Here is a 26,204-nt window from a genome sequence, read left to right as displayed (position 1 = left end):
AGGATTGTCTATGTCTTTTTTTCGTAGAAAACGACTGTTCTCAATTTTACTAGGGCTCATTATAATGGTAGGTTTGATCGGCTACTCGCTCAGTGATCGAGATGAACTTTCTGCTGTTGAGGAATTTTTTCAAGACGTATTTGGCTGGACACAGCAGGCCTTCTTGGCGCCCTTTAATTATATAACAAAAGTCGTTGATAATATTGATGGTATGATTAACATGTACCACGAAAATCAAGTTTTGAAAGAGAATTTGGCTCAATATCAACGCGTTTTGTATGAAGTGCAGGAGCTAAGAAACGATAATGAGGAACTGATGGCACTATTAAAGAAAACTGAAAGCATTAGAGATTATACACCGATTCAAGCCTCAATCATTGCTAGAAGTCCAGAACAGTGGTTCAAGCAAGTTACGATAAATAAAGGTAAACAAGACGGTATTAGTCAGGATATGGCAGTTATTACTGCTGATGGCATGATTGGGAAGATTCAATCCGCTTCTCAGTTTACCTCATCTGTTCTACTATTAAATGGTTTTGATCGATCTAATCGAATTGCAGTAACTGTTATGCTAACTGAAGATGGAGGAGAGGCACAGGGCTTTATTATGGGCTTTAATGAAGAACGTGAACAGCTTATCTTAGAGTTTACTGAGTATTATGATGAAATCCCTGAAGGTGAATCTGTCTTTTCATCAGGATTAGGTGGTATATTTCCTAGAGGTTTAGAAATTGGGACAATTGAGGAAGTAACGACCGATCAATACGGATTAACACAGATTGCCTATGTCCAGCCTTCCGCGGATATGGAGAATCTTAATCATGTCATTGTTGTAGATAGAACTATGGTAACCGACCACACGCCTGATGATACTGAGGATGACGATGATAAGAGTGAGGAGGAAGATTAATGTCTAGAATTGCTCCTCCTTTAATCCTGCTACTGCTTCTCATTTTGCAAGGAGGGGTTAGCTTGCTAATTCCTGCTAGTATCTCAGAAGCTGGCTTGATCATTGTCATTCATTCTGTATTTTTGTTTTTACTCTTACTTGTCATGTTTTATGATTTAGAGGATACCTATTATGCCTTGTTCTTTGCCATTTTGTCAGGCTTGTTAATTGATATCGTATATACAAGTATTATCGGTGTGTATATGTTTAGCTATGCTATCATCACCTATTTTTTCCATGGCATGCGCAAACTTCTTCATGCAAACTTCTATGTTGCGCTAATTTTAATGATCATTGGTGTTGGCTTAGTCGATTCTCTGCTCTATTTTATATATCAATTTATTGGTGTTACAAATATGGGGATAGCTGATTACCTATCTCATAGATTAATGCCTACGTTATTCGTTAATCTTTTAGTATTTCTTATTTTCTATCTGATTTTCAAACGCAAGCTGGTCAAATGGTCGAACGATCGATTTGATCCGAAACGTTCGACGAACTAAACTAACAGCGAATGTAATCGGATTGATAGGAGGTGTCGGATATGATCACTAAAAAACAATATGTCACAATAAAAGGAACACGTGAAGGCTTAACACTCTATCTTGATGATTCGTGTTCCTTTGACGACCTACTTGAAGAGCTCGACCGCACACTCTCGCAGGATGATCTTGATGAAGAGCAAATGATTACACTCACTGTTCAGCTAGGTAATCGCTATTTACATAATGATCAAGAAGAGACGCTACGTGCGTTGATTAGAAAGAAGAATAAAATGGTCGTGCAAAATATAGAGTCGAACGTCATTCTAAAACAGCAGGCATTAGAGCTAAAAGAGGAAAGTGATGTTCGGACGATTACTAAAACGGTTCGATCTGGACAAGTTGTTGAGGTGAAGGGAGACTTACTGTTAATCGGTGATGTTAATCCAGGTGCTACAGTTAAAGCAACAGGTAACGTGTTTATTATGGGGAATTTAAGAGGGATTGCTCACGCAGGTTATTTAGGTAATAAAGAAGCCATTATTGCAGCATCATACATGGATCCTGTTCAATTGCGGATTGCAGGACTATATAGCCGGTCTCCTGATTACAATTCTGATGGCGTTTATTTGGAATGTGGCTATGTTGATGATTCAGGGAAAATCGTGATTGATCGTTTACAGGCAGTAGCAAGAAAAAGACCACAGTTAAATGCTTTTGAGAGGAGTGTTATCAATGGCTGAAGCAATAGTCATTACTTCTGGAAAGGGTGGCGTTGGTAAAACCACAACGACAGCTAATTTAGGAACAGCGTTAGCTTTAATGAACAAAAAGGTTTGTCTAATGGATACAGATATTGGTCTTCGAAATTTAGATGTCGTGATGGGGTTAGAGAATCGAATCATTTATGACATTATTGATGTAACAAAAGGTCGTTGCAAGCTCAAGCAAGCCTTAATAAGAGATAAGCGATTTGATTATTTATTTTTACTACCAGCTGCTCAAACAAGTGATAAGAATGATTTAACTCCAGAGGCTATGGTTGAAATGATTACCGAATTAAAGCAAGAGTTTGACTATATTTTAATTGATTGTCCGGCGGGAATTGAGCAAGGTTATAAAAATGCTGTAGCAGGTGCGCATAAAGCTATTGTTGTGACAACACCAGAGAAGTCGAGTGTGCGTGATGCAGACCGGATTATTGGTTTATTAGAGCAAGAAAATGTCGAGCCTCCAAGACTTGTTATTAATCGGATTCGAAACCATATGATGAAAAATGGTGATATGATGTCCATTGATGAGATTATTCAAGTCTTATCGATCGACCTATTGGGTATTATTGCAGATGATGATGAAGTCATCAAAGCCTCTAATAATGGTGAGCCTGTTGCCTTTCAACCCAATACCAAAGCTTCAATCGCTTATCGAAACATTTCGAGAAGGATACTAGGTGAATCCGTACCGTTACAATCCTTTGACGAAGATAAAAGTGTTCTTTCAAAAGTTAAAAAGTTTTTAGGTTTACGTCATTAATTAACATTGAGTAGGGTGTCAATCTCCTACTCAATTTTTGTTTTCTCGCAAAGGTAGAGATCTAATAGTCAGTGGTATTTCTATAGTAATAGCCTCATCTTTTCTAAACCAAAATAAAGCTGCTAAAAGATTGGCTGTCTTTCACTTCGCAATCCATCTTGAGGTAATCATAAATCATTTATTTTCTCATAAACTTGTACAAATGCTAATCGTAGAAGGTTGTGAGAAACATGAAAAAAGATTTAGATCAAATTAGGAAGGACATCATAAAACGAAAACAGCAACGCCTCAAGACCGTCCAGATCCCCAATCGAGTCGAAGAGACTGAACGTCCATCAGTTCATTCGACTCAGAAGCCTAGTCATCAAGACCAAATCAAATCGAGAACGCCATTATTTGTTAAACAGCTACTTATTGCGTCGGCTTTTTTTCTCTTTACTGTGATGTTTTTGCAATCTGACTCGAATCAATTCGAGAAGTCAAGAAGTTGGCTGTATACACAACTTGTTGAGGATTTTCCATTTGCAACCGTAAATGTCTGGTACCAGGAGCAATTTGGTGTTCCCTTTGGCTTCTTTGTTGATCAGTCAACTGTACCAACATATGGTCAATTAGCATTTCCGGTAAGTGGAACTGTATCACAACCATTTAATACAAATGGACAAGGTGTACTTATTCAAGTAGATGACCAACCAGAAGTATTTTCAATTGAGCAAGGTACTGTTATTTTTGCTGGGAATGACCGTCAAACAGAAAAAACAGTGATTATTCAGCACCCTGATCGAACGAAATCTATTTATGGCTTTCTTGATCAAATTGATGTTACACCATATCAATTTGTTTATGCTAATCAGAAAATTGGTCAAGTAGCTGAAGGTAATAATGGTAATTTGTACTTTTCATTACAAAAAAATAATCAATATATTGATCCAATTGAGGTTATACCAGTAGATGACAATTAAATGGTTAGAGCATATTCATTTACATCCATCCATCTGGTTGACGATAGTCGTTTCTTTATTGACAGGTATGTTTGTCGAGGTTTCGATCATTTTTATTATCGTCATTTGGCATGAAGCTGGTCATCTTATTGCTGCTCGGCTCTTTAATTGGAAGATTGTTCGAGTCACAATATGGTTGTTTGGAGGCGTAATGGAAACAGAAGAACATGGTCATAAACCAATGATTGAGCAGCTTATTGTTACGGTAGCTGGTCCAATCCAGCATGCGTTTATCTATCTTCTTTTATTATGGATCCATTATATAGGCCTTTTACCTACAGATTTAATTTTGTTTGCTTTACGTTACAACTTTGCTATTTTGGCCTTTAACCTCATTCCGGCCTGGCCTTTAGATGGAGGGAAGCTCCTACATATTGGTCTGAGTGAGTGTTTGCCATTTAAAAAAGCATATGACTATACCTTAATTTTATCGATGCTAATCTTATTCGGACTTTTGATTGGACAACTTTACTATCAATATAATTTGTTGAATGCGATTATCGTCATTACTTTTCTTATTTGGGAAAATCGTCTAGAATGGAAGCAACGCTTTTATGTTTTTCAACGTTTTTTGCTTAAGCGGATGGAGCAAAATCAGGATAACCAGAAGCTCCTTCCTTTAAGTTTTCCTAGTCAGACGAGTATGATTGAAGTATTTTCCCGCTTCTATGCTGGCTGTTTTCATCCTATTCTAATTGAAGATCAGCATGTTTTAACGAACGAGCAGACTTGCTTGAATTACTATTTTCAAACAGGTTATTATCACGCCAAACTAGCTGACTTAATTAAGCAATAAAAAGTGAGGGTTCTTATGCTTGAACTAAACATTATCACAAAACCGACTGAAAAGATGGGCTTGGCCTTTAAAAACAATCAAATTATTGACTTAATGCTCGATCGACCCGACTATCCACAATCAGTTGGCTCAATCTTTCTTGGAAAGGTTTCAAAAATTGATCAGGGTTTGCAAGCTGCCTTTATTGATATTGGCCAAGAGCGATTAGGTTATCTAGAACTTAAACAAATACCTCAAGAGCAGCAACAAGCTAAGCGGATTGCGTCTCTTATCGATCAAGGTCAGCTGATCATTGTACAAGTCATCAAAGAAGCTTATCAAGAAAAAGGCGCACGTTTAACAGCGAATGTTACTATACCAGGTGAAGCAGTTGTATATTTACCATTTGGGAACTATGTCGCTGTTTCGAAAAAGCTTAATACCAATCAGCGTGAACAATATAAACAATTATTTATTGATGCATGTCAACAGAAAGAAGGTGTGATTGTGCGAACACAAGCAGCCTTACTTTCGATTGAACAGTTGATCGGGCAGCTAGAACAGTTGCGTAAGCTATGGCAGGAAATTGAGATAATCGCCAACTCAGCCACTAAGCCTAAATGTTTGTGGTATGATCATGCGGTGACAGATCGTTTTATCCGTCGTTTACCTCATCATTCAATTAAATCGATTATTTGCGACAAGGTTGAAACAGCAAATAACCTAAAAAAACGCTTTCCTGGATTAAGCTCGGTAGTGAAATGGCAAAAAGATTTACTTAATCAATTACCTATCCCATTGGAGCAACTATTTCAATCTTTACTTGACCCAGTGGTAAACTGTCGGCATGGTGTGACGATTTCAATTGATCAGCTTGAAGCTGCAACGGTTATTGATGTTAACTCAGCAGGTTATACAGGAAAACTTGATCAGCAGAATTTTGCTTTTCAAGTAAATAAAATTGCGGCTGAAGCGATTGCCCGACAGTTGCGACTACGTAACCTGTCAGGCATTATATTAATTGACTTTATTAGAATGAAAAAACAACGAGATCAAAAGACGATTATCGATATGCTGTCACAACATTTGAAAGATGATCCGATACGGACAGAGGTGGTTGGTTTTACTCGATTAGGTTTGCTGGAACTGACTAGAAAGCGAGAGGCGCCTATGCACCAGTTGATGCTGAGTCAAAAGACAACGCAGCTTAACAAACCATCATTAGCGAGCTTGGTCTATCAACTTGAACGGTTATTAATGAGCATGACGGATGAAGCCGTCGTCATTCATGTGACTAAAGCATTTAAACAACACTGGCAAAGATTAATTCAAGTCGATAGGCTTTCGCGCTATGTAACTTGTTCTGTTTATTTTATTGAAACAAAGGGTGTGGAGCATTATCGCCTTGTTCGTAGTGGATCGTCTATGATGATTGATACATATCTAGCGGAAAAAACCCCTCGAAACATTGACAAGATTATTTAGTTCATGATATTATCTTAATGTTATGCAAATAAGTAGCACCTGTTGCTACAACCGCGCAGAACAGGTTATAAGGGAGCGACCGCTCACACCTGTAATGGCGAGTCTGAGTTATTTAAGGAGGTGCAGTAGGATGTACGCAATTATTGAAACTGGTGGTAAACAAATCAAAGTAGAAGAAGGTCAAGAGATCTACGTTGAGAAATTAGCTGGTGAGGCTGGTGATACCGTTACTTTTGACAAAGTTCTTTTTGTAAGTGGTGACGAAGTTAAAGTCGGTACTCCATTTGTTGAAGGGGCTTCTGTTTCAGCTAAAGTTGAAAAGCAAGGACGTCAAAAGAAAATTACGGTTTACAAGTTCAAGCCTAAGAAGAATTATCACCGTAAACAAGGACACCGTCAGCCATACACAAAAGTAACGATTGAAAAAATTAATGCTTAAGGCTGATTGGTATGATCTATGCTACGATTTTTCGTGATCAACAAACAAATATAACAGCTTTTGAGATTACTGGTCATGCTGATAGTGGCCCGAACGGACACGATTTGGTCTGTGCTGCTGTTTCAGCAGTTGCTTTTGGAATGACTAATGCATTGATAAAGTTAACTGAGATTGAGCCAATTATTGATCAAGGTGGCGAAGGTGGTTATTTAAGGGTGGAGTTACCACACTCTATTACAGCAGCACAGCTTAAGAAAGCTGCTGTTTTATTGGAAGGTATGCTTGTATCCTTATTAACCATCGAGCGCGACTATGGTCAATATATATCCATCTCTGACAAATAAGGAGGTGCAAACCGATGTTACGTCTTGACTTGCAATTTTTTGCATCAAAAAAAGGTGTAGGTAGTTCAAAAAACGGCCGTGATTCAGAATCAAAACGTCTTGGTGCTAAACGTGCTGATGGCCAAGTAGTTACAGGTGGATCAATTCTTTACCGTCAACGCGGTACAAAAATTTATCCAGGTGTAAATGTGGGTCGTGGTGGTGATGACACATTATACGCAAAAGCTGACGGAATTGTTCGCTTTGAGCGTGTAGGTCGTGATCGCAAACGTGTTAGTGTATATCCTGTTGCACAAGAAGCATAATATAAAAAGCGTATCTTGAAGTGTGTTAACTTCAAGATACGCTTTTTTATTGGAACTGAGACAAAACTAAATAGGGAGAATGAGATCCGAACAATCTGACTAAGTGTAGGTAGCATACGTAGACCTCAGTAATAGCATAAGCTGAAGATCCACTATATGAACTGGGCTTCTTCATCCAGTTAGCTAAAAGCCATGCCTGTGGAAAGCACATTATTTTACCGAAAGCAGTGAGAGCATCTAGATATTGTTCGGATTTATTATTTCTAATTTTACTTTTGTCCTGGTTTCTTTTTTATCGCAGTGTAACTGGCTATAAGCTTCCCCTTCAAGAAATAAGTGAACAGGTCATGTCTAAGTGGGAGATCCAACAGCCAGTAACGGCCCGATTGGTTCAACTAACGTTCAGTGGGGGAGAGGAAGTTGACTAAGTTCGTGACGTCGTGTCGCAACATCTGCACGAGCACATCCTATGCGAAACCCCCACTGAACGAAGTTTCACTTTATTGCTGGTTTAAAAGATGGATTTAGCTTTAATCCCAAGCAATAGTTTGTTATAATTTTCTTACTATTGTTAGGGCGGTGTAAGTATGGAAGAAAGTCAAGTAGTCAATTTGTTGCGGCATTATCGGCATGACCTATCCAATGATTTGCAACTTATTATCGGTTATGCTCAAATGGGTAAGCTAGAAAAGGTGCAGGAGAAGGTGACTGAATTAGGAGACAGGCTTATGCAACAACAGAAATTTCAGAATATGCCTTTACCTAAAACCATCTTAACCCTATTACGTACCAACTATCAGAATGAACAGCTAAAATGGGAACCTGTTGCGGAACTCGAGGGTCACATAGAGGTTCGAGATAGTGTAGTCGCTGAGCTCATTAATCAAACACACCAAACTATTTTGAATCATACGATGAATTTCGTCCTCTACCATGGTACAATAAAATTTCAACAGCTTAAGTCAAGGCCCTTTGTAATTGAATTTGAATTGACGCAGTCATTAGCCAATATTAATCAATTAGTCAAAGAGTTATTAGAAATAGACGAGCGAATAAGAGTAAATCGTGCAGACGAGCAAGGACTATCCTTCACGTGGTCTGCACAGTAAACGAGGTGTAACATGTTTGTCGATCAGGTTAAAGTATATGTGAAAGCAGGCGATGGCGGTAATGGATTAGCTTCTTTTCGCCGTGAAAAATATGTACCATTTGGTGGTCCTTCAGGTGGTGATGGCGGTAATGGAGCCGATGTTATTTTTGAAGTGGATGAGGGCTTAAATACTTTAATGGATTTTAGATATCAGCGTCATTTTAAAGCTAAGCGTGGTGAAAATGGAATGAGTAAAGGCCAGCATGGTAAAAATGCTGAGCCGATGGTGCTAGCCGTTCCACCAGGTACTACAGTAAAAGATGAGGCAACAGGTGAAATACTAGCTGATTTAACGGAACATGGGCAAAGAGCAATTATTGCAAAAGGTGGACGAGGCGGTCGAGGGAATATTCGCTTTGCGACAGCACGTAACCCAGCTCCAGAAATCGCTGAAAATGGTGAACCAGGTATTGAGCGTGATATTATTATCGAATTAAAAGTAATCGCAGATGTTGGATTAGTCGGTTTTCCAAGTGTAGGCAAGTCAACATTACTTTCCATTGTAAGTGCTGCACGTCCAAAGATAGCAGATTATCATTTTACGACACTTGCACCCAATTTAGGAGTTGTTGAAACAGATGATCAACGGAGCTTTGTTATGGCGGATCTTCCTGGACTGATTGAAGGAGCGCATCAAGGAGTAGGGTTAGGTCACCAGTTTCTGCGACATGTTGAGCGGACACGTGTCATTGTTCATATCATTGATATGGCTGGGACAGAAGAACGCGATCCATTTGAAGATTTTAATGCTATTAATGACGAGCTACGTGCATATGACGCCACTTTACTAGAAAGACCACAGATTATTGTAGCAAACAAAATGGACATGCCAGATGCTGAGACGCAGCTACAACAATTTAAAAAACAGATAAACGATCAGTATCCTATCTTCCCGATATCCGCCATTACAAAGGAAGGTGTCCGTGATTTGCTATTTGCTATTGCTGATCAGCTCGAGCAGATTCCTAAATATCATAAGCCAGTTGAAGAGGCACCAGAACGTATTGTCTATCGTCATCAGCCAGAGGAAGAGCCATTTAAGATTAGCAGAGATCCTGATGGGGCATTTGTGTTATCTGGTGATCGATTAGAAAAGTTATTTAAGATGACCGATTTAACCCGTGATCAATCGATACAACGTTTTTCTCGACAAATGCGGACAATGGGTATTGATCAAGCGCTACGGGAAAAAGGAGCTAAGGATGGCGATATTGTTCGTCTCCTTAATTACGAATTTGAATTTATTGAATAATGAAACGTTAAAATAGGTTGTATAAAATGAGCTAAATAATTTGAGGCATTTCTTTGTTAGCATATTTTTACTACTTAGGTAGCTATCGATAGCTTTTTGAGTATGCACTTCAAGATATGTAAGGGAGATGGTAGATGTGAAGAAAAATGAACAAGAAACATTTTATCTTATCCGTGGAGATTTTCTTCCTGATGCCATGCGTAAAACGCTAGAAGTAAAAGCTATGTTAGAGAGAGGTCAAGCCAATTCAGTTTTTGAGGCTGTCAAACACGTTGGCCTCTCTCGTAGTGCATTCTATAAATATCGAGATGCTGTTTTTCCCTTTCAGGCTATTGATAACTTAAGAATTATTACGTTATTTTTTCATTTAGAGGATCGATCAGGTACTTTATCTCAATTACTTGATACTGTGGCCAGAGCTGGTGGAAATATTTTAACGATTCACCAAACGATTCCTATACAGGGGAAGGCGAACGTCACATTGTCATTAGATGTGGAACATTTAACAACTGAATTAGATCAATTGATTTCAATGTTAAAAACACAAGAATTTATTGAACGTGTTGAGATATTAAGCTCAGGCGTGTAATTATCCTTATTGATTTTCTGCTTACCATTGGTCTATTAAATTTCGTTCAGTGGGGGTTCGACGCATAGGGTGTGCTCGTGCAGACAGTTGCGACACGACGTCGCGAACTTAGTCAGCTTCCTCTGAACGTTAGTTGAACCAATCGGGCCGTTACTTGCTGTTGGATCTCTCACTTAGATATGACATGTTCTCTTATTTCTTGAAGTGGGAGGTACAAAAGCCCTTCCATGGGGCGAGTAATCGCAGCCCCAGTCAGTTACACTGCGATAAAAAAGAGTAATATAATGGGGGGGGACGAAATGACACTATCGATCGGCTATTTAGGACCAAAAGGGACCTTCACTAAAAAAGCGGTAGATGTTCTATTTCCAAAGGCGAATTCTGTCAGCTATCAAACGATTCCAGCCTGTATTGATGCAGTTAAATGTGGTCATGTCAAATATTGTGTCGTACCACTTGAGAATACTTTAGAGGGGACCGTTAACTTAACTTTAGATTATTTAATTGAAGCTAAGATGTTAAAAATCGTTAGCGAGGTTGTTGTACCAGTCCGACAGCATTTATTAATACACCCAAATAATAAACGGCACTGGCAAGAAGTTAAAACGATCTATTCCCATCCGCATGCATTAGCCCAATGTCATCATTTTCTTAGTAATAATATGAAAGACACGGCTGTTGAAGCATTCTCGTCTACTGGAGCTGCTGCTCAGTATGTGAATCAGCATCCTGAACTTGTTATCGCAGCAATTGCCAATGACTTGGCTGCTAAGGAATATCATTTAGAGATTGTTAAAAAGGATATCCATGATTTTGATAACAATCATACTCGCTTTGTCGTCCTACATAAGAACGATACGGCTTTAAGGATTAAGACCTTACCTATACAAGGGTTTAAAACAACTGTCATGATTTCTTTGCCAACCGACCATGCTGGTGCACTTCATCAAGTTTTATCAGCCTTTGCGTGGCGTAAAATTAACTTATCAAAAATTGAGTCACGACCAATGAAAACAGGATTAGGGCATTACTATTTCTTAATCGATATTGAACAAAAGATGGATGATATTTTAATACCAAATACTATTGCTGAAATAGAAGCGTTAGGTTGTAATGTAGAGGTTTTAGGTAGCTATCCTTATTATTTTAGTGAAGATGCTTAAGGTGAGATCATGCGTTGCAAAGCTAAGTAAACATAAAGTTAGTAGCATCGAATTGAGTTAGCATATATTTAATAATCAGTGTGTAAAAACTAAACGTCGACGTGGGCAATGCCATGTCGACGTTTTTATTATTTAACTTCATCTAGCCAGAAGTCTCCCCGTCTACATCCGATCATTGGCTCTTTTTTATGGGTAGGAACCGTCAGATTACCTAAACGGTGGGATGTCTTTGTTAGTCGTTTTTTAAAAAATCAGGATATAAAAGGGGTTATTCAACAATAAAACCTAGCTGATGTAATGCGTGATAGGCTGCATTTAACTTAGCTTCACTTTCGGCTTCAAGGGTGTGTAGATGCACACCATCCATTAACTCTGATAAGTAGGGTGATTTTGTTGAAGTGATTTTATCTAAAAATTGATTAACGTCATGTCGATCACTGACCATAATTAATGCTCTAAGATCACCGTATACAGGATGCTCGACAATGACATCTTTTACTGTTACACCATGATCTACAATACATTCTAATTCCGCTCGTGTCTGTTCTGGTGTATGCTTACAAGCAACGATGCGTTGATAAGAATGTGTTTTTGTCTGATTGCTCATATATAGATAGCCTTGACTTGTTGCAATAATAGGTTCATTTTTTGCTTTTAGTAGTGAAATATCCTGAACAATAACTTGTCGACTTACACCTGCTTTTTTTGCTAAATCTCCGCCTGTCAAAGGCTTGCCTTCTGTGCTTAACCACTTTATGATTGCTTTTCTTCTTTCCTGTCCAATTAATTTATTTGATTGATTCAATATTCCTCACTCCGCTTATCTTTACATTAATTAGCTCTATTTTCTCATATTTAATTATTCTTTTCCAGTTGCCTTTAATATTTATCTGTGTAACTGGCTGGGGCTGCGATTACTCGCCCCATCGAAGGGCTTTTGCAAGCCTCCTACTTCAAGCAATAAAGGAACACGTCATGTCTAAATGGGAGATCCAATAGCCAGTAACGGCCCGATTGGTTCAACTAACGTTCAGTGGGGAGAGAGGAAGCTGACTAAGTTCACGACGTCGTGTCGCAACGTCTGCACGAGCCCATCCTATCCGTCTAAACAACCACTGGGCGAGGTTTCACTTTATCTGAACAAAGCTTTTTACTAAAATGATTCAACTTTTATTCGGAATTGCATATCTTGTTAGGGAATAAGCCTGTTATTTGCCTAGATTGAAAGATTAAGAAAGGAGACTATCACGTGAAGATTCATATTGTACAAAAAGGCGACACGTTATGGAATTTAGCTAAAAAATATAACGTTGATTTTCAAGAATTAAAGGACCTTAATAGTCAGCTTGCTAATCCTGACTTGCTAATGCCTGGAATGAAGATAAAAATACCAACCGAGAAAAAAATGGTTCAAAAAGAGGGGACAAAAGAGCAGGTGATTACCCCTTATAAGCCACTTCCACAAAAGGCTCAGCCTGTCATCAAAGAAGATGATCATAAGGCCAAAAAGGAAGTGCCGAAACAGCTGCCTAAGAAACAAGTGACTCTACCAAAGCTTCCAAGCAAACCAATTCAATTACCTAAATTGCCTAATATCTACTCAACACACTTTAATATTGATGTTGATATTGAAGATAATGACAAAATCTATCAACATCAAACCATTCAGCATTTACATCACCATGAACCACCGAAAGAGACTAAGCCGGTCCAGAAGCCAGATAAGAAAGAAAAGAAAGAGGAGCAAGTAGCACCAGAAATGGGGTATTGGCCAGTTATGCCGTACTGTTATGTATGGACACCATGTATGCCAGTTATGCCTCAAATTCAAACAAACTGGCAGTGTCAGCCTTATCCTAACGAGTGTCATACTTTTGCCGATCCAGCAATGTTTCACCAAGGACAGTATTATCCAACAGATCAGCACCACTTTCCAAAAGAACAAAAATGGGGTGAAGTGGAACAGGCAGAAGATACGCCCGACCACTCTCCACACATGAGCAACGATAATGTTGATCCATCTGCCTATGATACCTATCCGCTTCACCAACCAACAGATCAGCAGCATTGGGGTAACCCAAATGGGGTGCCGGGTTATGCCTATGGTCAACAAATGCCACAAATGTCAGGTTATGATTATGGTCAACAAATGATGCCACAGATGTCAGGTTATGATTACGGTCAACAAATGATGCCACAAATGTCAGGTTATGATTACGGTCAACAAATGATGCCGCAGATGTCAGGTTATGATTACGGTCAACAAATGATGCCACAAATGACAGGCTATGATTACGGTCAACAAATGATGCCGCAGATGTCAGGTTATGATTACGGTCAACAAATGATGCCACAAATGCCAGGTTATGATTACGGTCAACAAATCCCACAAATGCCTGGTTATGATTATGGTCAACAAATGTCGCCTCAGCAAATGCGAGACGATCAATAAGTTGAAATCTTGCACTTAGGATAAATATGTTAGATTAAACGATATACCAAGGAGGATGGCTCATGTGCAATTTTCTCCTTGGTTTTTAATTTAATGGTCTAGTCTTTACTGGTTTTACGAATCGTCTAATTTGGTTACACTACAATTAATCTATAAACGAGATTGATTAATCTAAAAATGATATTATCAAGTCGACTTTTATCTTAGAAATGATTGCATCTTCTTTACATTTACGTAATAATAAATAGTGATTAGAATAAATAACTTGATTTAATATTTGGAAGGGGTCATATTTGGATGCAACAAAAAGTCGACAAGCTCGTCAAGTGGTTACAGGAACAAGTTGAGCAAGCAGGTGTCAAAGGTCTGCTTGTTGGAATTAGTGGAGGAATTGATTCTGCTGTTGTAGCTAATTTAATTAAGAGGGCGATGCCTGGAAGCTCGTTAGGTGTTATGATGCCTTGTAAGAGTCATCCTGCAGATCTTGATCATGCTACAGCAGTAGCCGAAGCAGCAGGGATTGACCACATTACGATTGACCTAACGAAAGCTCATGAAACATTACTCTCTACTATTACAGATACTCTAGATAAAGCCGGCATTCATAATCAGTCAAATGATAAGCTAGCCGATGCTAACTTACGCGCGAGACTTCGTATGAGTACTTTATACACCGTCGCAACAAATCATAATTATTTAGTTGTTGGTACAGACAATGCAGCTGAGTGGTATACGGGTTACTTCACAAAATATGGAGATGGAGGAATAGATTTAGCGCCGATTATCCATTTAACTAAAGGTGAAGTAAAAGAAATGGCAGGCTATTTAGGTGTTCCAACGGATGTTATAAACAAACAGCCAAGTGCCGGGTTATGGGAAGGACAAACTGACGAAAACGAAATGGGTACAAGCTATGAATATATTGATAAATTTCTCAAAGGCGAAGCCATTCCTGATAAAGATCGAGAAATTATCGAAGCTATGCATAAACGGACGGCACATAAGCGGGATGGACTTAAAATGCCAGATAAGTTCTAAAACATGTAACAACTATAATTAAATAGCAGTTTATTCCCCAGCATAGCTTATGATATGATAGACAACGAGAAGTATCAAGCTTGTTTTAAGAAAGGAGTCATAGCTAATGGCTGGACATTCAAAATGGAAGAACATTCAGAGACGAAAAAACGCCCAAGATGCTAAACGGGGAAAAATATTCATGAAGGCAGCAAAAGATATTTATATCGCTGCTAAGCAAGGTGGACCGGATCCAGAAATGAACCCAGCATTAAGACTGGCTATTGATAAAGCCAAGGCAAGCAATATGCCCAATGATAATATTGAACGTGCGATAAAGAAAGCAACAGGGACTCTTGATGGAGCCAGTTATGAAGAGGTTGTTTATGAAGGTTACGGTCCAGGCGGAACAGCCGTTATGGTTGATATTTTAACAGATAACAAAAATCGCTCAGCTTCAGATGTACGACATGCTTTCTCAAAAAATGGTGGTAATCTAGGTGAGAATGGTTGTGTTTCATTTATGTTTAATCGCAAGGGTTACCTTGTGATTGATCGATCAACCACAGATGTTGATGAGGATACTTTATTACTTGCCGTTATTGAGGCGGGCGGAGAAGAAATGGAAACGAGTGAAGATGTGTTTGAGATCTATACTGAGCCAGATCAATTTAATGAGGTAAGAGCGGCTCTTGAGAATGAAGGGTTTACCTTTGAAACAGCAGAAGTCACTTTAATTCCGACTACGTACACTAGCTTAGCAGAACAAGACCAAGAAAAAATGGAAAGACTAATCGAGCGTTTAGAGGACTTGGAGGATGTACAAGAGGTATATCACAACGCTGAATTAGCTGAATAGAATGTAAAAAAGACGTATTGAGGTGTATATTCACAGTGGGAGAAACAATTGATGGTGAACAAGTTGGTCAAAGATTTTCTGAACGGGATAGGCAGCAGGCATTAGAATGTCTAAATACGTTTAAGCAAGATAAATTTGATTATTATGTGATCTATCAGAAAGACAACCAAAAAACGATCAGGGAATTTCATTTTAATCAAGTCAATGTATTAGATAATGGACAATATTTAGTTGCTATGCATCATGAGGATATGCATGACTTTGTATGTTATTATAATGGTGAATCTGTTACGTTATTACCCGATGAAGTTTTAAAGGTTCGAATCGTTAATCCAGATGAATATGATTTTGTTGTATATACCGACTAAATGCTAGTCGGTATTTTTTACTTGATCTGAAAGATGACGCTCAAGAATCTATCAGCATCATTATTTTTTGATAAAATGTCAGGTATTTTTTAGTCTGTAGTACAGAGCATGGTATGAGCAGCTAGATGATTTGGTCAAGACCGTGTAAAAAAATGAAATGTTGACAGTGATTAAACGATTCATAAAGGCTTGAGATCGGTAAATTTTAAAACAAAGGTGTAAAATAAATTAATTTGGTCATCCTAGATATTATAGACGTTAGTGTGAGGTGAACAAATTGAAGTATTTATTAGCACTTAATCTGTTACTAATCGTAACTATTTTAATTTATAATGGGTCAGTGCAAGAATCAGAGCCAAATGATAAAGAGCAAACATTGACCGTTTCACGAACAGAAAAAAGTGAGGATAAAACAGCCTCGGATTATACCACAATAGAGCTTGTCATTCAGCGCCAATATTTAGATGGTCGAATGGAATCTGATACATACGAAGAATCGATTACTTCGATGGAAGATTTTTGGTACACGTATGAATCATATCAATTAATTGATCAAAGGGTAGGGCAAATGGTATTTAGGGAGTATGTCGATGATATTTCTCCCCATTTGAAGGAAGTGGGTTATTTTGGTTTAGAGGAGCAAAATCTAGCTATATTCGAAGGGAAACCGCAATATCAACAAAGGATTCAATCACTCTATGATATCGACCCGACTATTTTAAGTGACGATCAATTAGCTGCATTAAACGAGGGGATAAAGATTGATTCCAAGGAAATATATCAAGAAACGATCGAAGTTTTCCGTAATCTAAGTAAGGCTGAGCAAGTGGACGGCGAATATAGGAATTAGCATTAAAGATAATCAAGTAATAGTGAATGTGGCTGTGAAATATTTAGGTCAAGAGACAACGGCAACACAAATATCACAATTTAAGTTGATATTGGAAACAAGATAATTGGAAGATGGTTAAGTAGAATATGGGCGTACTATTACAGTTTTTGTAATTGTATGCTTTTTTTCATTTTGTATTTCGACCTTCAATTCAATCAAATGATCGTATCATGAATATCCTTGTATGTTCTGTATGAACGAAATATACTATAAATTATCGGAGGGATAACAATGGACTACATAACAACAAAAGAAGCAGCGAGTAAATGGGCCATTTCTGATAGAATGGTGCTTTATCATTGTACCTCTGGTCGGATTCATGGTGCTGTTAAGATTAGAAATACATGGCTGATACCAAAAGACGCAACGATACCTCAAGATAAACGATTTAGGAGAAAAAAATGATGACTAATAAAATACTAATTATAGATGATGATATAGAATTATGCTCATTGGTAAAAAAATGTGTATCACAAGTAAACCTCGAAGCAGATATAGCATATAGCGGACAAACAGGATTATATCAAGTCATGAATGAAAAAGATTCTTACTCCCTTATCATTTTAGATGTTATGTTGCCTAATATGGACGGTTTTCAAGTGTTATCTGAAATACGAGAATACAGCCATGTACCTGTACTTATGTTAACTGCTAAAGGAAGCGAACCCGATAAAATTACAGGGTTAAGTCTTGGAGCAGATGACTACTTAACAAAACCGTTTAGTATCAATGAATTAATTGCTAGAGTACAATCATTGATTAGAAGATACACCACGTTTAATCAAGGAGACTCTGTAAATATGCTTACTTTTAAAGGCTTGATTATTGATAAAGTGGCAAGGACTGTTCAGGTTGGGAACAAAATAATTGATTTAACTAGCAAGGAATTTGATTTATTGGTATTTTTAGCTACTAATAAAGGACGTGTCTTTACAAAAAAACAAATATATACACAAGTTTGGAAAGATGACTATGCTTTTGATGATGGCAATATTATGTCATTCGTAAGTAAGCTAAGGAAGAAAATAGAACCCAACTCGGAACACCCTTTTTATATTTTGACGGTACATGGCGTTGGCTACCGCTTTAATAAGGAGGCTTAATGATGAATTGGTTTTACATTTTAGCTTTCGTTTTAGCTATTTGCTTAATTATTATTTTCTATTTAGTGACAAAACTACAGAGGGTTGCTGAACAGATTTCAATTATTGAAGATTCTTTAGGAGATATAAAAAAAGGAAACTGGAATCGTCGTATTTTAGTAAATGAAAATGATATGACTAAAACAATTTGTTATTCCATAAACGACATAGCAATAAATAGTCAAACTCAACTCATTCAGCTAAAACAATCAGAACAGGCTTATAAACGATTGATGACTAGTTTATCACATGATGTAAAAACACCTTTAACTTCATTGGTTGGCTACTTAGAAGCTATTCAAAAGAAGTTTGTTACTGGCGAGGAAAAAGAAGAATATATAGAGGTCGCGTTGAATAAAGCACACCATTTAAAGGATTTTGTAGAATCTTTGTTTGACTGGGTAAAACTAGACGCAAAAGAACAAGTTTTCCAGCTTAAGCAATCTGATATAAACGAACTAACTCGTGATATATTGGCAGATTGGATACCAACTTTTGAAGAAAATCGTTTTGATTATCATATTGATATTTCTGATGAAGAATGCCTAATCCAGTTAGACCAAAATTCTTATATGAGAATGGTCAATAATTTGCTTCAAAATGCTATCGCACATAGTAAAGGAACGAAGATTAATCTAAAAATTATGGAAAAAGGAGAAGAAGTTATTGTTCAGATAAGCGATAATGGAAAAGGAATTTCTCCACATGACATGCCACACATTTTTGACAGATTATATCAGAGTGATGAATCTCGTTCAACCAATGGAAATGGTTTAGGACTGGCTATTGCTAAAGAACTTGTTCATCTGCATAAAGGAACAATCTATGCTGAAAATTCCTTGTCTGGAGGAACAGTATTTATGATAAAACTACCGAAAGCTCTTTAAATTTTAAGGGCTTTTTTTTATAAACAAGAAACAAACAAGGTTTCGGCAAGGTTTTGGCAAGGTTTGTTTGATAGGCTTTAGTTGAAGGAGGAAATGACTATGACGAATTATATAATAGAAACGAAACAACTTACCAAATTATTTGGAAACCAGAAAGCTGTAAACAACGTGAATCTCCATGTGAAAAAAGGACGTATTTATGGTTTGCTCGGTCGTAATGGTGCTGGTAAAACGACCATTATGAAAATGATTTTAGGATTGACTTCAATCACTTCTGGTGAGGTTGATGTATTTGGAAAAAACATTAAAGGCAGAGAAAAACAAGTATATCCTCGAATCGGAGCTATTATTGAAACACCGGGGTTTTATCCAAACTTAACTGGAACAGAGAATCTGGAGATTTTTGCAAAGTTACGTGGTACACCCGCTCCAAATGCTGTAAAAAACGCATTGGAAGTCGTCGGTCTCCCATATAAAGACAAGAAACTGTTCAGTGAGTATTCTCTCGGTATGAAACAACGTCTTGGTATTGCCAATGCTATCTTACATGATCCTGAACTATTGATTTTAGATGAACCTACAAACGGTCTTGACCCTATAGGGATTGCAGAGGTCAGAGATTTTATTAAGAATTTAAGTGTAGAGCGTGGAAAGACGGTTCTTATTTCTAGCCACATTCTATCAGAAATCTCATTGCTTGCGGATGATATTGGCATTATTGATCACGGCGTTTTACTGGAAGAAAGTAGCATGGAGGAACTTAGACGAAAAAATGGTAACTACATTCTTCTTCATGTTTCTGATGTTTCTAAAGCTACCTTGATTTTGGAACGTCAATTCGGCTTGAAAGATTATTCTGTGCACGACGATCATATGCTACGAATTTATGATACTTCTCTGGATATGGCTTCTGTCAATAAGGCACTTATGTTGGATGAAGTATCGGTTATCAGCTCTCAACTTTGTAATGATACTTTAGAGGACTATTTCAGAAAGATTACGGGAGGAGATGGCATTGCTTAAACTTATTCAAATAGAATTTCTTAAGCTACGACGTAGAAAATTTGTGTGGATGATGATGTTGTCAGCGCTCATTATGCCATTTCTAGCATTCTTATTATTTAAATATGCATGGACAGCAGACGGTGACCCCAGACAATTTTATAAATGGTCAGCATTTGGATTTACGCTTTGGATTATCCTGCCTGTTGTTTTAGGAATACTTAGCACTATGCTAATGTACAATGAAAACCAATACGATATGCTTAAACAACTTTGGATTGTGCCTGTCAGCAAAATGAGGTATTTCTTTAGTAAATTCTTCGTGGTTTTGATCTATGCTGTTTGTTTCATGATGGTTACATTTATTAGTTCTGTTATGTTTAGTGTGCTTCTCGAAGATATCGCATTGGATTGGGGAAACGTTTTGTTTTTGATGAAAAAATGTTTAGAAAGTGGTGTAATTATAGCTTTTGTAATTCTCCCAATCTTGGCAATTGCTACAACACAAAAAGGATACATTCTTCCAGTTTCTATAACACTGGTTTATGCTCTTCTTGGTTTTATTATAATGCCGATAAATATGTATCTAAGTCCAGTATCTAGCATGGCAGTAATCGTTGCTCGAAATGGCGATATCCCGGGGCTGGTGTTTACACAAGCAATGAACATACCATTGGCGTTTCTTTGTATTTTAGTTTGGGACATGATCTCAGTACTCCTTGCAAATATCGCATTGGGAAAAAGAAATTGAGGTGTTGGTAATGCAAAAATTACTGTGGGCGGAACAGCAAAAGCTTCGTCGCTCAAAATTTGTTTGGATTGCCGTTTTTGCAACAGTTATGGTAGCCGCGATTATTTTTATCGGGGGATTAGTTGAGTACGATGGCGTACGTGACATAGATACTGCTGGCTGGTATATGTCTGTGGCTCAACCATTGGCAACGATTTTTGTTCTTTCTGCGGTCACTGCCCTTTTAGGTAGTTATATAATTTGTCGAGAAGAACAGGAGGATACAATAAAATCACTTCAACTTATTCCCGTGAATGAAGCAAAGCTGACCATTGCAAAAATGATTATAACACTTATATTTAGTATTCTTCTGTACTTGCTCCTCTTCGTTATAACATTTGTGGTTGAAGCTTTCTTACACTTTTCTGATTTATCAATCGAAATGGTTTTCGGTTTCTTGAAAGCATACTTTCTTGATGGTTTAGGTATATTCCTTGCTATCTCACCTATTATTGCTTTGGTATCGCAAATGAAAAAGGGATATTGGCTTGCGTTAGTTATTACTGAATTTTATTCTTTTATTGGATTATTTACGAGTATGTCAGATAACCTAAAAGCCTTGTACCCCATTACAGCTGTATTTACCATTTCTGGCTACTATGACGCAACGACAAGTCAAATAATACTTAGTTGCATGAGTCTGCTGCTTTGCGTAGGGTTTGCCGCAGTCATACTTGCTGGCATGAACAAAACAACGACAAATTGTGTTTAATTCACTAACTAAGCAAAAACAAAACGAAATTTTAGAGTCACAAAATTAGAAAAACTGAGCCGACAATTTGAGAACGATAAATCTCACGTTATCGGCTCTTTATATTATACATTTTATGTTTTACATTACACGTTATTTCTAGTGCTAAAATCCCCATGCATTAATTCTGCTCATCACCTCTTTTACGCCTATTACAATGTTTATCATCCATCTCTCCCATTAACCTTTTTCAATCACTTGTGCTATATCTATCGATCTACCGGCTTAAAAGAGGTAGACTAGGCGAACATACGATTGTATGGTAAAATAGCTTCTAAGCATGTATAGTCAAATGTCGGGGAGTGGTTTAAGTGATTACATATTTAAAAGGACATCTAACTGAAATGTTGGATGTATCCGTTATTGTGGAAGTGAATGGTATTGGCTATGAAATTATCTGTGCTAATCCTTTTTACTTTCAGGATTCTCTCAATCAATCCGTTAAAATTTATACATACCATTATGTTAGAGAAGATGCACAAATTTTATATGGCTTTCGCAACCAAGAAGAGAAGCAACTATTTTCACATATTTTAAACGTGTCAGGTATAGGCCCTAAAGGGGCTTTATCCATTGTGGGGAACGGGTCAGTTGATCAATTTGTAACGGCTATTGAACAAGAAGATGAATCATACTTAACTCAGTTTCCTGGAGTTGGTAAAAAAACAGCTCGACAAATGATTTTGGATTTAAAAGGTAAGCTTTCATTTATGATTGGACAGAATGAAGCTGTTTCGGAGATGACCAAAGGAAGCTCGCATGCAAATAATAGTGAAGCTCTTCAGGAGGCAATAGAGGCGTTGAAAGCTCTTGGCTATAAGGAACGGGAGATCAAAATGATCATTCCACAATTGAAGCAAAGCAACATAACAAACACTGATGAACTTATTCGTAAGGGATTAGCCTTACTTATTCAGTAGAAAGGAAAGAATTGAATATGAATGATCGCATCGTTTCTGGTGAACAGTATGAAGACGAGGATATAATTGAATTAAGCTTAAGACCAAACACACTTGCTCAATATATTGGTCAAAAGGCAGCTAAAGAGAACCTGGCGATATTTATTGAAGCGGCTAAATTAAGGAATGAACCACTTGATCATGTTTTGCTCTATGGACCACCTGGACTAGGAAAAACAACAATGGCTGCGATCATTGCGAATGAAATGGGGGTCCAATTTCGGACGACGTCAGGCCCAGCGATCGAAAAAGCAGGAGATCTGGCTGCAATCCTTTCTTCTCTTGAGCCTGGTGATGTTCTATTTATTGATGAAATTCACCGGCTACCTCGTGCTGTGGAGGAAATATTGTACCCTGCGATGGAGGATTTTTTCTTAGATATTGTCATTGGTACGGGTTCTACAGCCCGTTCAGTACGTGTTGATTTACCACCGTTTACATTGGTTGGTGCAACCACAAGAGCAGGTTTACTCACGGCTCCTTTAAGAGATCGCTTTGGTGTATTGAGTCGCTTAGAGTATTACGAGACCAAAGACCTTAGCGTGATTGTCAATCGTACAGCCTCCATATTTAATGTGGCTATTGCTGAAGATGCTGCTTTAGAAATTGCCCGTCGCTCGAGAGGAACCCCACGAATTGCCAACCGTTTATTGAAGCGTGTGCGAGATATATCCCAGGTAAAAGGTGAAGATATGATCAGCTTAGCTACTACACAGGATGCGCTGAAAATGCTCCAAGTTGATAAGATGGGATTAGATCACATTGATCATAAGCTTCTTTTAGCCATCATTGATTCGTTTCAAGGAGGACCTGTCGGTTTAGACACTTTAGCTGCTACGGTTGGAGAAGAATCACAAACGATAGAGGATGTTTATGAACCCTTTCTCCTTCAAAAGGGCTTTCTACAGAGAACACCTCGTGGGCGCCTAGCAACCCCGAAGGCCTATCATCATTTTAATCGCCCTTTACCTAAACAAGATTGATTTGACTTGCTATTATTAACTATCATCATGTAACCTAGTTAAGTAGTATATTTAACAACAGATAGGAGTTAATCATGGATATAAAGGAATTTGATTTTGATTTACCTGAGCAATTGATTGCCCAAAAACCTTTAATGGATCGAACAGGCTCAAGAATGATGGTGTTAAATCGTGCCAAGCAAACCATTGATCATAAATATTTTCGTGATGTGATTGATTTTCTAGAAGCTGGTGATTGCTTAGTCCTTAATAATACTAAAGTTTTACCAGCTAGGTTGTTTGGTAGCAAGAAAGACACTGGAGCTAAGGTCGAAGTCCTGCTCTTACATCAACAAGAGAATGATCAATGGGAAGTATTGGTTAAACCAGCCAAAAAAATTAAAGAAGGAACAGTCATAACCTTTGGCGATGGCAAGCTAGAGGCCATTTGTGTGGGTGTTAAAGATCAGGGGGGAAGAGTCCTAAAATTTAATTATCAAGGGATTTTTCTGGAAGTATTAACGGAATTAGGAGAAATGCCCTTACCACCGTACATTAAAGAGCAACTGGCAGATCAGGATCGTTACCAAACGGTTTATGCTAAAGAAGAGGGATCAGCAGCTGCTCCCACAGCGGGACTTCACTTCACAGAGTCCTTACTGGAGGCGGTTAAAGAAAAAGGGGTGGAAATTGCCTTTGTCACCCTACATGTAGGTTTAGGAACGTTTAGACCAGTAAGTGTGGATACCATTGAAGAGCATGACATGCATGCCGAATACTATTATTTGTCAGAGGAAGAAGCGGAGAAGATTAACAAGATCAAAGATAAAGGCGGTCGTATCATTGCAGTTGGAACGACCTCTACTCGTACGTTAGAGACAATTGCAAATCAATATGATGGCAAAATCAAAGCTTCCAGTGGTTGGACGTCAATCTTTATCTACCCTCCTTATCGATTCAAAGCTATTGATGGTTTAATCACTAATTTTCATTTACCGAAGTCTACACTTATGATGCTTGTAAGTGCCTTAGCCGGTCGCGATTTTATTATGAAGGCCTATCACACCGCAATAGAGCATAACTATCGGTTTTTTAGCTTTGGCGATGCGATGCTAATTTTATAAATTATCTCAGAAGGAAGGCTTATTATGGCTGCAGTAACTTATCAATTAATTAAAACGTGTAAACAGACAGGAGCAAGATTAGGTCGTGTGGAGACACCACATGGCTCATTTGAAACGCCAGTGTTTATGCCTGTCGGAACATTAGCGACTGTAAAAACAATGAGTCCAGAAGAGTTGAATGAAATTGGAGCGAAGATCATTTTATCTAACACTTATCATCTCTGGCTTCGACCGGGAGAGGATATTGTCAAGGAAGCAGGCGGTCTGCACCGTTTTATGAATTGGAATGGCTCAATTTTAACGGATTCTGGAGGTTTTCAAGTCTTCAGTCTAAGCGACTTACGTCAAATTGAAGAAGAAGGTGTGCATTTTAGAAACCATATTAGTGGTGAAAAGCTATTTTTGTCACCTGAAAAAGCAATGCACATTCAAAATGCGCTTGGCTCTGACATCATGATGGCGTTCGATGAATGTCCACCATATCCTGCAGAATATAAATATATGAAAGATTCTGTTGAGCGAACAAGTCGTTGGGCTGAGCGATGTTTGACAGCACACCAACGTCCTCAAGATCAAGGCTTATTTGGAATTGTCCAAGGTGGGGAATATGAGGATTTACGTAAGCAAAGTGCGAAGGATTTAACCTCACTTGATTTTCCAGGTTATGCTATTGGTGGATTATCGGTTGGCGAACCAAAAGAAGTGATGAATCGTGTCTTAGAATTCACCACACCGCTATTACCTGATAACAAGCCACGCTATTTAATGGGAGTTGGGTCACCAGATTCACTAATTGATGGGGCCATTCGTGGTGTTGATATGTTCGATTGTGTATTACCAACTCGAATTGCGCGAAATGGGACGTGTATGACGTCGAACGGTCGACTTGTTATTCGTAATGCAAAGTATGCTCGTGATTTTTCTCCATTAGACCCGAATTGTGATTGCTATACATGTCGGAATTATTCGCGTGCATATATTCGACATTTAATTAAATCAGATGAAACGTTCGGTTTACGACTTACCTCTTATCATAATCTTTATTTTCTGGTAAAATTGATGGAGCAAGTACGAGAAGCAATTAAAGCAGACCGACTTGGTGATTTCAGAGATCACTTCTTTGAACAATATGGTTTTAATAAACCAAACGCAAAAAATTTCTAACATGAAGGGAGGTTATAAAATGGGTCTTGAAGGATTTGTTATGACAGTCCTGCCATTTGCACTGATGGCAGCTGTATTTTACTTTTTTCTTATTCGTCCGCAACAAAAACGTCAACGCGAAGTTAACCAAATGCAATCTGATCTAAAAAAAGGTGACAAAATTGTAACAATCGGTGGACTACACGGCACAGTTGATTCACTAGATGAAGCAACCATTGATATTGAAGTACACAATGGTCAAAAGCTTACATATGATCGATCAGCTGTCAAAAATGTTGTTAAAGAACAAGAATAGTTGTGTTAGAGTAGATACTTATATGTATCTACTCTTTTTTACAAGATAAGAGTGGCAACAGTCTGAGTCAACC

General features: G+C 38.0%; 31 protein-coding genes, 1 pseudogene and 1 other annotated feature. Of the genes and pseudogenes, 31 read left to right on the top strand and 1 reads right to left on the bottom strand.

Annotated features, from left to right (window positions below; all coding sequences use genetic code 11):
• The first annotated feature begins 10 nt into the window (after window positions 1-10).
• The 14 genes from mreC (at window position 11) to pheA (ending at window position 11,467) form a co-directional block, all read left to right on the top strand.
• Window positions 11-910 carry a rod shape-determining protein MreC gene (mreC, locus tag ASE01S_RS01850; protein ID WP_067837403.1) on the top strand — a complete coding sequence of 300 codons (900 nt, stop codon included), beginning with the start codon at window positions 11-13 and terminating at the stop codon, window positions 908-910.
• Complete coding sequence (gene mreD, locus ASE01S_RS01845) at window positions 910-1,452, top strand: rod shape-determining protein MreD (protein WP_067837399.1); 543 nt, start codon at window positions 910-912, stop codon at window positions 1,450-1,452. The genes mreC and mreD overlap by 1 nt, the downstream gene beginning before the upstream one ends.
• A 41-nt stretch (window positions 1,453-1,493) precedes the next feature.
• The gene (minC, locus tag ASE01S_RS01840; RefSeq protein WP_067837395.1) at window positions 1,494-2,174 is read left to right on the top strand and encodes a septum site-determining protein MinC; all 681 of its coding nucleotides are present in this window, start codon (window positions 1,494-1,496) and stop codon (window positions 2,172-2,174) included.
• Window positions 2,167-2,964 (top strand): septum site-determining protein MinD, encoded by a 798-nt coding sequence (gene minD, locus ASE01S_RS01835; protein ID WP_067837392.1) that lies wholly within the window; start codon window positions 2,167-2,169, stop codon window positions 2,962-2,964. Before minC ends, minD begins: the two co-directional genes overlap by 8 nt.
• A gap of 230 nt (window positions 2,965-3,194) precedes the next feature.
• The gene (locus tag ASE01S_RS01830) at window positions 3,195-3,926 is read left to right on the top strand and encodes a M23 family metallopeptidase (RefSeq protein WP_067837388.1); all 732 of its coding nucleotides are present in this window, start codon (window positions 3,195-3,197) and stop codon (window positions 3,924-3,926) included.
• Window positions 3,916-4,761 carry a site-2 protease family protein gene (locus ASE01S_RS01825; RefSeq protein ID WP_067837384.1) on the top strand — a complete coding sequence of 282 codons (846 nt, stop codon included), beginning with the start codon at window positions 3,916-3,918 and terminating at the stop codon, window positions 4,759-4,761. The genes ASE01S_RS01830 and ASE01S_RS01825 overlap by 11 nt, the downstream gene beginning before the upstream one ends.
• Window positions 4,762-4,776: 15 nt before the next feature.
• Complete coding sequence (locus tag ASE01S_RS01820) at window positions 4,777-6,225, top strand: ribonuclease E/G (RefSeq protein ID WP_067837381.1); 1,449 nt, start codon at window positions 4,777-4,779, stop codon at window positions 6,223-6,225.
• A gap of 39 nt (window positions 6,226-6,264) precedes the next feature.
• Window positions 6,265-6,340: a sequence feature (ribosomal protein L21 leader region), on the top strand.
• A 15-nt stretch (window positions 6,341-6,355) separates the two neighbouring features.
• Window positions 6,356-6,664, top strand: a complete 309-nt coding sequence (gene rplU, locus ASE01S_RS01815) for a 50S ribosomal protein L21 (RefSeq protein ID WP_067837377.1) — start codon at window positions 6,356-6,358, stop codon at window positions 6,662-6,664.
• Window positions 6,665-6,675: 11 nt separating this feature from the next.
• The gene (locus tag ASE01S_RS01810; RefSeq protein WP_067837374.1) at window positions 6,676-7,008 is read left to right on the top strand and encodes a ribosomal-processing cysteine protease Prp; all 333 of its coding nucleotides are present in this window, start codon (window positions 6,676-6,678) and stop codon (window positions 7,006-7,008) included.
• Between the two features lie 14 nt (window positions 7,009-7,022).
• Entirely contained in the window at window positions 7,023-7,313 is a 291-nt protein-coding gene (rpmA, locus tag ASE01S_RS01805; protein ID WP_067837371.1) for a 50S ribosomal protein L27, read from the top strand.
• Between the two features lie 587 nt (window positions 7,314-7,900).
• Window positions 7,901-8,422 carry a Spo0B domain-containing protein gene (locus ASE01S_RS01800; protein WP_067837368.1) on the top strand — a complete coding sequence of 174 codons (522 nt, stop codon included), beginning with the start codon at window positions 7,901-7,903 and terminating at the stop codon, window positions 8,420-8,422.
• A 12-nt stretch (window positions 8,423-8,434) separates the two neighbouring features.
• Window positions 8,435-9,715, top strand: a complete 1,281-nt coding sequence (obgE, locus tag ASE01S_RS01795) for a GTPase ObgE (protein ID WP_067837364.1) — start codon at window positions 8,435-8,437, stop codon at window positions 9,713-9,715.
• 136 nt (window positions 9,716-9,851) lie between these two features.
• Complete coding sequence (thrR, locus tag ASE01S_RS01790) at window positions 9,852-10,304, top strand: transcriptional regulator ThrR (RefSeq protein ID WP_067837360.1); 453 nt, start codon at window positions 9,852-9,854, stop codon at window positions 10,302-10,304.
• 299 nt (window positions 10,305-10,603) lie between these two features.
• Window positions 10,604-11,467, top strand: a complete 864-nt coding sequence (gene pheA / locus ASE01S_RS01785) for a prephenate dehydratase (RefSeq protein ID WP_067837357.1) — start codon at window positions 10,604-10,606, stop codon at window positions 11,465-11,467.
• Between the two features lie 268 nt (window positions 11,468-11,735).
• Here the strand turns inward: pheA and ASE01S_RS01780 are convergent, their stop codons facing one another.
• Window positions 11,736-12,272, bottom strand: a complete 537-nt coding sequence (locus ASE01S_RS01780; RefSeq protein ID WP_067837352.1) for a transcription repressor NadR — start codon at window positions 12,270-12,272, stop codon at window positions 11,736-11,738.
• Window positions 12,273-12,716: 444 nt separating this feature from the next.
• Between ASE01S_RS01780 and safA the strand changes: the two genes are divergently transcribed.
• The 17 genes and pseudogenes from safA (at window position 12,717) to yajC (ending at window position 26,131) form a co-directional block, all read left to right on the top strand.
• On the top strand, window positions 12,717-13,919 hold the full coding sequence (safA, locus tag ASE01S_RS01775) for a SafA/ExsA family spore coat assembly protein (RefSeq protein ID WP_067837349.1): 1,203 nt from the start codon (window positions 12,717-12,719) through the stop codon (window positions 13,917-13,919).
• A 297-nt stretch (window positions 13,920-14,216) separates the two neighbouring features.
• Window positions 14,217-14,957, top strand: a complete 741-nt coding sequence (nadE, locus tag ASE01S_RS01770; RefSeq protein WP_067837345.1) for an NAD(+) synthase — start codon at window positions 14,217-14,219, stop codon at window positions 14,955-14,957.
• Between the two features lie 106 nt (window positions 14,958-15,063).
• Entirely contained in the window at window positions 15,064-15,795 is a 732-nt protein-coding gene (locus ASE01S_RS01765) for a YebC/PmpR family DNA-binding transcriptional regulator (RefSeq protein WP_067837342.1), read from the top strand.
• A gap of 35 nt (window positions 15,796-15,830) precedes the next feature.
• Window positions 15,831-16,163 carry a hypothetical protein gene (locus tag ASE01S_RS01760; RefSeq protein ID WP_067837339.1) on the top strand — a complete coding sequence of 111 codons (333 nt, stop codon included), beginning with the start codon at window positions 15,831-15,833 and terminating at the stop codon, window positions 16,161-16,163.
• A gap of 277 nt (window positions 16,164-16,440) precedes the next feature.
• Window positions 16,441-17,013 carry a BofC C-terminal domain-containing protein gene (locus ASE01S_RS01755; protein ID WP_067837336.1) on the top strand — a complete coding sequence of 191 codons (573 nt, stop codon included), beginning with the start codon at window positions 16,441-16,443 and terminating at the stop codon, window positions 17,011-17,013.
• A 4-nt stretch (window positions 17,014-17,017) separates the two neighbouring features.
• Window positions 17,018-17,138: pseudogene (locus tag ASE01S_RS15445) on the top strand (conjugal transfer protein); the annotation flags it as partial.
• A gap of 148 nt (window positions 17,139-17,286) precedes the next feature.
• Window positions 17,287-17,460: a helix-turn-helix domain-containing protein gene (locus tag ASE01S_RS01750; RefSeq protein ID WP_067837332.1), complete on the top strand. Its 174-nt coding sequence runs from the start codon at window positions 17,287-17,289 to the stop codon at window positions 17,458-17,460.
• The gene (locus ASE01S_RS01745) at window positions 17,460-18,158 is read left to right on the top strand and encodes a response regulator transcription factor (RefSeq protein ID WP_067837329.1); all 699 of its coding nucleotides are present in this window, start codon (window positions 17,460-17,462) and stop codon (window positions 18,156-18,158) included. The genes ASE01S_RS01750 and ASE01S_RS01745 overlap by 1 nt, the downstream gene beginning before the upstream one ends.
• A 2-nt stretch (window positions 18,159-18,160) precedes the next feature.
• Window positions 18,161-19,084 carry a sensor histidine kinase gene (locus ASE01S_RS01740; RefSeq protein ID WP_067837325.1) on the top strand — a complete coding sequence of 308 codons (924 nt, stop codon included), beginning with the start codon at window positions 18,161-18,163 and terminating at the stop codon, window positions 19,082-19,084.
• A 99-nt stretch (window positions 19,085-19,183) separates the two neighbouring features.
• Window positions 19,184-20,107 carry an ABC transporter ATP-binding protein gene (locus tag ASE01S_RS01735; RefSeq protein ID WP_067837322.1) on the top strand — a complete coding sequence of 308 codons (924 nt, stop codon included), beginning with the start codon at window positions 19,184-19,186 and terminating at the stop codon, window positions 20,105-20,107.
• Window positions 20,100-20,837, top strand: coding sequence for an ABC transporter permease (locus ASE01S_RS01730; RefSeq protein ID WP_067837319.1), 738 nt, complete (start codon window positions 20,100-20,102; stop codon window positions 20,835-20,837). The genes ASE01S_RS01735 and ASE01S_RS01730 overlap by 8 nt, the downstream gene beginning before the upstream one ends.
• Window positions 20,838-20,847: 10 nt before the next feature.
• On the top strand, window positions 20,848-21,588 hold the full coding sequence (locus ASE01S_RS01725; protein WP_067837316.1) for an ABC transporter permease: 741 nt from the start codon (window positions 20,848-20,850) through the stop codon (window positions 21,586-21,588).
• A gap of 350 nt (window positions 21,589-21,938) precedes the next feature.
• Window positions 21,939-22,547: a Holliday junction branch migration protein RuvA gene (gene ruvA, locus ASE01S_RS01720; RefSeq protein WP_067837312.1), complete on the top strand. Its 609-nt coding sequence runs from the start codon at window positions 21,939-21,941 to the stop codon at window positions 22,545-22,547.
• Window positions 22,548-22,564: 17 nt separating this feature from the next.
• Window positions 22,565-23,569 carry a Holliday junction branch migration DNA helicase RuvB gene (gene ruvB, locus ASE01S_RS01715; RefSeq protein WP_067837309.1) on the top strand — a complete coding sequence of 335 codons (1,005 nt, stop codon included), beginning with the start codon at window positions 22,565-22,567 and terminating at the stop codon, window positions 23,567-23,569.
• Between the two features lie 74 nt (window positions 23,570-23,643).
• On the top strand, window positions 23,644-24,672 hold the full coding sequence (gene queA / locus ASE01S_RS01710) for a tRNA preQ1(34) S-adenosylmethionine ribosyltransferase-isomerase QueA (protein ID WP_067837305.1): 1,029 nt from the start codon (window positions 23,644-23,646) through the stop codon (window positions 24,670-24,672).
• 24 nt (window positions 24,673-24,696) lie between these two features.
• Window positions 24,697-25,836: a tRNA guanosine(34) transglycosylase Tgt gene (gene tgt / locus ASE01S_RS01705; RefSeq protein ID WP_067837302.1), complete on the top strand. Its 1,140-nt coding sequence runs from the start codon at window positions 24,697-24,699 to the stop codon at window positions 25,834-25,836.
• Between the two features lie 19 nt (window positions 25,837-25,855).
• Entirely contained in the window at window positions 25,856-26,131 is a 276-nt protein-coding gene (yajC, locus tag ASE01S_RS01700; RefSeq protein ID WP_067837299.1) for a preprotein translocase subunit YajC, read from the top strand.
• The last annotated feature ends 73 nt before the right edge of the window (window positions 26,132-26,204 follow it).

It is taken from the genome of Amphibacillus sediminis NBRC 103570 (assembly GCF_001552275.1).
Lineage (GTDB): Bacteria > Bacillota > Bacilli > Bacillales > Amphibacillaceae > Amphibacillus_B > Amphibacillus_B sediminis.
The sequence above is the reverse complement of the archived record's forward strand: the minus strand, read 5'-3'. Positions and strand labels throughout refer to the sequence as shown.